This is a genomic window from Pseudomonas cichorii (genome assembly GCF_003700275.1).
Taxonomy (GTDB): domain Bacteria; phylum Pseudomonadota; class Gammaproteobacteria; order Pseudomonadales; family Pseudomonadaceae; genus Aquipseudomonas; species Aquipseudomonas cichorii_B.
Genome location: NZ_RBRE01000078.1, coordinates 1 through 5358 on the forward strand (window position 1 = coordinate 1; position 5358 = coordinate 5358).

5 protein-coding genes are annotated in these 5358 nt (G+C 55.2%); 2 read left to right on the plus strand and 3 right to left on the minus strand.

Annotation, left to right across the window (positions count from 1 at the left end; all coding sequences use genetic code 11):
• The first annotated feature begins 50 nt into the window (after positions 1-50).
• Complete coding sequence (locus tag ALQ04_RS20085) at positions 51-1652, plus strand: hybrid sensor histidine kinase/response regulator (RefSeq protein ID WP_122317488.1); 1602 nt, start codon at positions 51-53, stop codon at positions 1650-1652.
• Between the two features lie 38 nt (positions 1653-1690).
• On the opposite strand, the gene ALQ04_RS20090 is transcribed toward ALQ04_RS20085, so the two are convergent.
• The gene (locus ALQ04_RS20090; protein ID WP_122317489.1) at positions 1691-2896 is read right to left on the minus strand and encodes an MFS transporter; all 1206 of its coding nucleotides are present in this window, start codon (positions 2894-2896) and stop codon (positions 1691-1693) included.
• 112 nt (positions 2897-3008) lie between these two features.
• On the opposite strand from ALQ04_RS20090, the gene ALQ04_RS20095 reads away from it, so the two are divergent.
• On the plus strand, positions 3009-3635 hold the full coding sequence (locus ALQ04_RS20095) for a TetR/AcrR family transcriptional regulator (protein ID WP_122317490.1): 627 nt from the start codon (positions 3009-3011) through the stop codon (positions 3633-3635).
• 139 nt (positions 3636-3774) lie between these two features.
• Here ALQ04_RS20095 and ALQ04_RS20100 read toward each other — a convergent pair whose 3' ends face one another.
• Together ALQ04_RS20100 and ALQ04_RS20105 are read right to left on the minus strand one after the other, a co-directional pair.
• Entirely contained in the window at positions 3775-4407 is a 633-nt protein-coding gene (locus ALQ04_RS20100) for a LysE family translocator (protein WP_122317491.1), read from the minus strand.
• Between the two features lie 68 nt (positions 4408-4475).
• Positions 4476-5285, minus strand: a complete 810-nt coding sequence (locus tag ALQ04_RS20105; protein ID WP_122317492.1) for an AraC family transcriptional regulator — start codon at positions 5283-5285, stop codon at positions 4476-4478.
• Positions 5286-5358 lie beyond the last annotated feature (73 nt).

Consider the following 5358-nt stretch of genomic DNA (forward strand, 5'->3'; position numbering starts at 1 on the left):
GGTCATTAGACCAGCTCACATAGCGGCAGCCAAGCGTTGAGGGTGAATGTGTGAGCGATAGCAAGGTCCGGGTGAATAATCTGGCAACGGGTGATATTTCCCACCCAGATAAAGACATATTTTTTGCCGCCGTCGAAACCACGCGGATGCCGATGATTTTCACGGATCCTGGCCGCCCGGATAACCCGATCATTTTCGCCAATCAGGCCTTTCTCGAAATGACGGGCTATGAGCTCGATGAGATTCTGAATCGCAATTGTCGTTTCCTTCAGGGGCCCGATACGGATCGTGAAGTTGTTACTGCCTTGCGTACGGCCATCGCCAACAAGGAAGACATTGCCACGGAAATCCTCAACTACAAGAAGGATGGTTCGTCGTTCTGGAACGCGCTTTTCATGTCGCCGGTCTTCAATGACAACGGCGATCTGGTTTACTTCTTTGCCTCTCAGCTTGATGTGAGCCGTCGGCGTGACGCGGAGGATGCCCTGCGTCAGGCACAGAAAATGGAAGCCCTTGGCCAACTGACAGGTGGCATTGCCCACGACTTCAATAATCTGCTGCAGGTCATGGGCGGCTATATCGGCCTGATCGATTCAGCCACCGACAAGTCGCATATCGATGTTGCCCGGATCAAAAGAAGTGTCGAGCACGCCAAGTCGGCAGTCGACCGGGCCAGTACGCTGACCAAGCAACTGCTGGCCTTTGCCCGCAAGCAGAAGCTCCAGGGGCGGGTGCTGAACCTCAATCAGGTCGTCACGGGCATGGAGGCGTTGATCCAGCGCACGTTTGATGCCGAGGTGCAGGTTAAATATGACCTTGAACCCAACCTTGGCAATTGCCGCCTCGACCCGACACAGGCCGAGGTCGCACTGCTGAATATCCTGATAAACGCACGGGATGCGCTGATTGGAAGGCCTGACCGTCGCGTGTTCATCGAAACGCGCAACATCGTCGTGAATGACCTGGCCAATGTCTCCTATGACGGCTTGCTGCCGGGAAGCTACGTAAGCGTTGCGATCACGGACAATGGCATCGGCATGCCGGTGAACATTCGCGACCGGGTCATGGATCCGTTCTTCACCACCAAAGAGGAAGGCCAGGGCACCGGGTTGGGGCTATCGATGGTCTATGGCTTCGCCAAACAGTCTGGTGGAGCGGCCCGTATTTACTCGGAAGAGGATGTCGGGACCACGCTGCGCCTTTATTTCCCGGTCGACGATGCCAGTGTCAGCATTCATGAGCATGCCACACCTGTCTCCAGCAAATCGGGTACGGAGCGCATCCTGATCGTCGAAGACCGCCCCGATGTGGCTGAGCTTGCGAAGATGGTGCTGGAAGATTACGGCTATGTGACAGACATGGTGCTGAACGCACGCGAGGCCCTGAAACGCTTCGACAGCGGCGAAACCTACGATCTGCTGTTCACCGATTTGATCATGCCGGGCGGGATGAACGGTGTAATGCTGGCCAGGGAAGTGAGACGCCGCCACCCGAAAATCAAGGTTTTGCTGACTACAGGCTACGCCGAAAGCTCCATCGAACGGACGGATCTGGGCGGCTCCGAGTTTGAAGTGATCGCCAAACCCTGCATGCCGCACGATCTTGCCAGGAAGGTGCGGCAGGTGCTGGATGGGCCTAACGGGATTGCTTGAGTTTTAGCTATGCCAGGCAGCGCAATGCTGCCTGTCTATCAATGACCCGCGACCATTTGACTGGACTGTCTGCCACCCTTTGCAAAGCCATGAACTCGCGCTCGCGATGCAATGAGCAGGCTTAGCAGTAACAACATCAACAAGACCCAGGGGAAAGAGCTCACTCCCCACTGACCGAGTAAAACGCCGCCCAGTAGCCCACCGCCTGCGATGGCGCTGTTCCAGACAACCACATTCATGGAAAGCGCAACGTCAGCGCCCTCGCCTGCCGAGTCGGCGAGTGCAGTCTGCAACAGTGTGGCGGCGCCACCAAAGGTCAGCCCCCAGATACAGACTCCGATGTAAATTGCCCAGGCAGAGCCTGAAAACAAACCGAAAAAAACCGAAACCGCTGCAAAGGTTGCGAGGCTGGCCAGCACCGTCTTGCGCAGATGCCGATCAACCAGCCGTCCCGTTACCCAGATACCCGCCAGCGCGGCGACACCAAATGCCAGCAGTACCACATCAATGTCACTTGCCAAGCCTGCCTTGGAAACAAAGGGAGCGACGTAGGTATAAAGAATGTTGTGCGCCAGCATCCAGGTGAACACAACGCCCAATACCGAACGGACGCCTGGCGTGAAAAAGACTTGCCGCAACGCCATGCGCTGGGAGGAGGATTGGCCGGGGTAGTCCGGCACCTTAAGCAGCACCCAGACGATCAATACCAAGGTCATACCGGACATCAAGCCAAACGCCATGCGCCAGCCCATGATCCCACCCAGCCAGGTTCCCAAAGGCACGCCCAGCGACAATGCGATAGGCGTTCCCACCATCGCCACCGCCAACGCCCGGCCCTGCAACTGAGGAACAACCATGCGTCGTGCATAACCGGCGATAAGGCTCCAGGCCAATCCCGCAGAGACGCCGGCGAAAAACCTCGCGATCAGGATCAGCCAGTAATTGGAGGACAACGCGGTGATGGAGTTGAAAACCAGAAAGCCGACAATCGTCAGCAGCAGGACTGTCCTGCGCCGCCAGCTTTGAGTGGCGATGGTCAGCGGAATGGCTGCCAGCAGTGATCCCAATGCGTAAACAGTCACCATCTGCCCGGCAAACGATGGCGACACCCCCAGGCCACTGCCGATCTCGGGCAGCAAACCCGCAGGTAACGTCTCGGTCACGATGCAAATGAACCCCGTCATCGCCAGTGCCAGTAATGCTCCAAGCGGAAGTTTTCCGCTCTGTGTCTCATCTGCTGCCATTTGTCTCAACCTCTACTAATATACTGATCGGTATAAATATAAAGATGGGCAACCGGGTGGTCAACAACTTATGTATCGATTAGTATTTAAGTAACTCTGGAGGAGATCCGACATGGCACAGATGGGACGCCCGCGCACGTTTGATCGTGACCTGGCAATCACTCAGGCACTGCATTTGTTTTGGGAGCATGGATACGATGCGACATCCCTCAGCCAACTGAAGGCGAACATCGGTGGAGGCATCACCGCGCCTAGCTTTTACGCCGCCTTTGGCTCGAAACAGGAACTGTTCAATGAGGTAATGGAACGCTACCTCAGCACTCATGGCCGAGTCATGGACAGTCTGTTTGATACGACTCTGCCGCCTAAAGAGGCGATAGAACTTACCCTGCGCTGCTCCGCGAAAATGCAATGCGAGCCCGATCATCCTAAGGGTTGTCTGGTGGCTTTAGGCCTGATGAGCGCTTGCTCGGAAGAGAGCAAAGCCATCTCGGAGCCTCTTGCCCGGGCGAGAAACCTGAATCGGGCGGGTATCGCCGCCTGTATCGAGCGCGCCATTGCCACCGGCGAACTGCCTGCGACGGTGATACCGGAAATTCTCGCTGCCATGTTCGACAGTTTTCTGCTGGGCTTGTCGACACTGGCACGCGATGGTGTTTCACATGCCAAGCTGGATGCTGCGGTGACTCAGATAATGGGAGTGTGGGATGGCTTGCGTGTTGTTGCTGAGGATCAGTGATCCTGGACGCTCAACCTGTAAGGTTTTTCATGGGGCGGGATTTATTACGCTGTCGCGGGCAAGTGAGCAGTGGGCTTGAAGTGCTCAGTACAGGACACCGCCCATTGTCATTGAGTAAGGCTCCATGTCAAAAAAGGATTTAGAGAATTTTGGAAACCACTAGAGACAATCCAATGGCCAGCAGCAACAGGCCCGCAACCCTGTTGATCCAAAGCCCGATACCTGGATTATCACGTAATCTCATTCCAATCTGCTGCCCGCAGAATGCGAGCGGCAGTTCTACCAGAATCATGATTACAACAAGGACGATACCGAGATAAAGCATCGCGAGTGCTTTGTTATTTGCGTGCTGTGGAATGAACTGTGGCATGAATGAGAGCGTGAAAATCATCGCTTTTGGATTGAGCAGGTTAGTCATCAACCCGCGTCGGTAGACTTGCCAAAAACTCGCACTCAATCCGCCCGGGATTCCTTCAACTATTTGATGAGAGCGGAGCATGTTCAAACCAAGCCATGAAAGATATATCGCACCTGCCAGCACAAGCATGCCGTAGAGCAGTGGAGACGCGGCGATCAAGGTGGCAACACCCGCTATCGCCAGAATCACATAACAAAATGCACCACTGGCTACGCCGAGAATGGCAGCAATTCCCACCCTCGCACCATTACTGATCGAGTTGGACAGGATGTAAACCATATCCGCACCGGGCGTAATCATTAGAATGGCGACTGACGTTGCGAATACCGCCAAATTGGCGAAAGAAATGTCCATGCGAGGCTCCAATAAACCAGATGCGCATGGTAGGGGGGGCGTTTACCGAGCCTATAGAATCGGATTGCTCATTTTGTCGCAGCCGCATAGGCACCGGGCGTTACCCCGTACGCTCGCTTGAACGCTCGACCAAGATGCGATTGATCAGCGAACCCCGATTGAAGGGCTACATCGCTCAAAGACGCCGTTCCTCGGAGAAGATCGCGCGCATGTTGCACACGAATCTGACGCAGATACTGTTGTGGAGCCAAGCCAAAGCTTGCGGTGAATAATCGGCAAAGATGGTATTTGGAGATCCCGGCAGCATGGGCCAGTTGATCCAGGCTAAAGGCATTCCCTAAATTGTCATGCAAGTACTGCCTAGCGAGCTTGGCAGCACGATTGACCGAGCGAACGCCGCCAATCTGTTCACGAACACAAAAACCTGTAACTTCGCTTACGAACTCGTTGATCAGGTTGCTCCATATAACTTCTGCATGCAGCCCGCTGGCACTCTCCAGTCTGGAAGCTGCCAGCAATCCCTCGGCCAACTTCGGAGCATAAAAGCCCTGACGTTGAACAACCGAGCGCGGACCTTGGTGCCAGCATTCGGCGTCGTTCAACAGCCTCTCCGGGAGGTACAGCATCAAGTACTGACAGGGCGCAGATCCGATGGCGCGCCCAGCATGCAACTGGCCTGGTTCGATCAACGTCACCTGCCCTTGAGTCACTACACCCGAGCCATTATGCCGGGCACTGTTATCGTGCGCGCCTTTCAGAACCACTCCTACCGCCCAGGCGTCATGCCAGTGCGGCTGGAATTCGTGATGGGTGTAATGAGCGGCAAGAAACTCGGCGCCTGCCGGGTTGAACAATCGCCTGATGCTTCCTCTGTCCATGCACACTCCTCGTTAGCTATCAACGCTCAAACACATTCACAATCTGCTCATACGTGTGAGCTGGTCTAATGAC

Coding starts and splice junctions, on each gene's coding strand:
- ALQ04_RS20090 (WP_122317489.1), bottom strand. CDS start 2,896: ATGGCAGCAGATGAGACACAGAGCGGAAAACTTCCGCTTGGAGCATTA.
- ALQ04_RS20095 (WP_122317490.1), top strand. CDS start 3,009: ATGGCACAGATGGGACGCCCGCGCACGTTTGATCGTGACCTGGCAATC.
- ALQ04_RS20100 (WP_122317491.1), bottom strand. CDS start 4,407: ATGGACATTTCTTTCGCCAATTTGGCGGTATTCGCAACGTCAGTCGCC.
- ALQ04_RS20105 (WP_122317492.1), bottom strand. CDS start 5,285: ATGGACAGAGGAAGCATCAGGCGATTGTTCAACCCGGCAGGCGCCGAG.